Source organism: Acinetobacter sp. P1(2025), from assembly GCF_051390655.1.
Classification (GTDB): Bacteria; Pseudomonadota; Gammaproteobacteria; order Pseudomonadales; family Moraxellaceae; genus Acinetobacter; species Acinetobacter junii.
Window position 1 is genome coordinate 1 of record NZ_JBPKBJ010000142.1, and the last position, 2,738, is coordinate 2,738.

General features: G+C 37.9%; 3 protein-coding genes and 1 pseudogene. All 4 read left to right on the plus strand.

The window, feature by feature from the left end:
* Positions 1–93 (plus strand): annotated as a pseudogene (locus ACSC97_RS17995) (IS5/IS1182 family transposase); the annotation flags it as partial.
* 115 nt (positions 94–208) lie between these two features.
* Complete coding sequence (locus tag ACSC97_RS18000) at positions 209–721, plus strand: GspH/FimT family protein (RefSeq protein WP_436662309.1); 513 nt, start codon at positions 209–211, stop codon at positions 719–721.
* A 112-nt stretch (positions 722–833) separates the two neighbouring features.
* Complete coding sequence (locus ACSC97_RS18005; RefSeq protein WP_004908800.1) at positions 834–2,009, plus strand: thiolase family protein; 1,176 nt, start codon at positions 834–836, stop codon at positions 2,007–2,009.
* Between the two features lie 159 nt (positions 2,010–2,168).
* Positions 2,169–2,612 carry a VOC family protein gene (locus ACSC97_RS18010; protein ID WP_436662311.1) on the plus strand — a complete coding sequence of 148 codons (444 nt, stop codon included), beginning with the start codon at positions 2,169–2,171 and terminating at the stop codon, positions 2,610–2,612.
* The last annotated feature ends 126 nt before the right edge of the window (positions 2,613–2,738 follow it).

The following is a 2,738-nucleotide window of genomic DNA, read 5'->3' on the forward strand; positions in this document are numbered from 1 at the left end:
CTGGCTACACGTTATCGAAATAGGCGTAAACGCATGGGTTTACGTCTGAATTTAATTGCTGCAATTTACAACATGGAGTTGGTTGAAAAATGATTTTTGCAAGAGGTCTAATGGTTAGTTTTCTAATACTAAACTTAATTTAATAAATACAGTAATTACTTAACACTTTGTTAATAAAAAAATTACAGAAACACCAACAGGTAATATTATGTTTAAATTTTCCGGCTTTACGCTGCCTGAAATCATCATAACGATTGCAATTTCCGCAATTTTAGTCAGCCTAGCACATCCATATTTCATCGAAATATTAATTTCAAATGAAGTAGAACAAATTAAAAAGACTCTCACAATTTACATACAAAAAGCCAAATACGATGCACAAACCCATCAGAAAAATGTGACGTTGTGCGCAACTCAAGACTTTAGTTCTTGTAGTAGCGATTGGAATCATGGATTTATTGTTTTTCTTGACGCTAATCGTAATAAAAGACGCGATAACACAGAAACTATTCTGTATTCAAATCCAGTCCAACCTAAATATGGCTCATTGGCATGGCGTGGCACTCTGAATATTAACTCACTCACCTTTCAGGGAGATACGGGGTTACCACGTGGTTCAAATGGCAGTTTCTATTATTGTTCTAGTCGATCAAACCACCATCTCCAAATCATCTTAAGTAATATGGGGCATGTTCGTACGCAAGAAATTTCCACCTGCTAAAAAACTCTTCAGTCTAGCGAATACGATGTAAAACACTTTATTGACAGAGTTTTTTTAATATACTGCATAGGTTTTGAACATTCTCAGCAAATTATAAGTCTGGAGACATACAATGACTGACATCGTAATTGTAAATGGCGCTCGTACAGCTATGGGCGGCTTCCAAGGTGCTTTATCAAGTGCTACAGCACCTGAATTAGGCGCAATCACGATCAAAGAAGCGATCGCACGTTCAGGCTTACAACCAACTGATGTTGAAGAAGTTATCATGGGTTGTGTTCTTCCAGCGGGACTAAAACAAGGACCTGCACGCCAAGCAATGCGTAAAGCAGGCTTACCTGACTCTACAGGTGCTGTAACAATTAACAAATTGTGTGGCTCTGGTATGAAAGCAGTGATGCAAGCAGCAGATATGATCAAAGCTGGTAGCGCTGAGATCGTTGTTGCTGGCGGTATGGAGTCAATGACTAATGCTCCTTACGTCTTACCAAAAGCCCGTGCAGGTTACCGCATGGGTCATGGTGAAATTAAAGATCATATGTTCTTTGATGGTCTAGAAGATGCTGAAACAGGTCGTTTAATGGGTTCATTTGCACAAGATATGGCAAATACTCGTGGCTATACCCGTCAGCAAATGGATGACTTTGCAATTCGCTCTTTACAACGTGCACAAAAAGCAATTACTGAAGGTTATTTCAAAGATGAAATCGTTCCAGTAACTGTTTCTAGCCGTAAAGGTGATGTTGTTGTTGATCAAGATGAACAACCATTAAATGCAAAAATTGATAAAATTCCAAGTTTGAAACCTGCATTTGCAAAAGACGGTACAATTACCGCTGCAAATGCAAGCTCTATCTCTGATGGTGCTTCTGCACTTGTACTTACTTCAGCAGATGTTGCTTCTGCACGTGGTTTACAACCATTAGCAAAAATCATCGCTACGGCTTCTAACTCTCAACACCCTTCTGAATTCACAATTGCTCCTGTTGGTGCGATTGAGAAAGTATTGAAGAAAGCAGGTTGGGATGCACAAGAAGTTGATCTTTGGGAAATCAATGAAGCTTTTGCTATGGTGACAATGTGCCCAATTGATGACTTTAAACTAGATGCTGAAAAAGTGAATATCAATGGTGGTGCTTGTGCTTTAGGCCACCCTGTTGGTTCTACTGGATCACGTATCATTCTTACATTAATCCACGCTCTCAAGCGTACTGGCGGTAAGAAAGGCGTTGCAGCATTATGTATCGGTGGTGGTGAAGCAACTGCTGTTGCGATTGAACTGATCTAAAAATAATGTGTGAACCTTACTATTAAATAATAGTAAGGTTGCAACAGAAATCCTGCTATATGCAGGATTTCTGTTTTCTATAATTACAAAAAATAATTCACCCAGCGTTCAAATATCGGTACGTTATGCAGTGTATAAAAAAACAACAAGGAGCAAAAAATGCAACTAAATCACTATTTGAACTTTAAAGGACAAACAGAACAAGCTTTTATTTTTTATCAATCAGTTTTTGGCGGTGAATTTGCAATGATTAGCCGTTATGGAGATATGCCACCGACAGAAGGTGTAACTTTATCTGAGGCAGATAAAAGCTTAATTTTACATGTATCTTTACCAATCAATGAATATACAGTATTAATGGGATCAGATGTAAACGATCAATTCTGTGCCCCAAATGCAGGTTTTATTCAAGGAAACAATCATTATATTTCTATTAATATTGAACATGATGAAATTGAGGCACGCCGTCTATTCAATCAGCTTTCCGTTCATGGTCATATTGAAATGCAACTTGAGAAAACTTTCTGGGGCGCGCTTTACGGTGCTTTCACTGATCAGTTCGGCATTAAATGGATGGTGAATTGTCAGTTAGAAGATATATAAGAAAAACCTTAAGTACTAGGACTTACGCACTATTATTTATAGACTCTCTGTGGTAGCAGATGATTTTTATCGAGAATAAAGTCATCAATGAAGTTTTTGATCATTGGTCTAAATAATTTCTTCTGC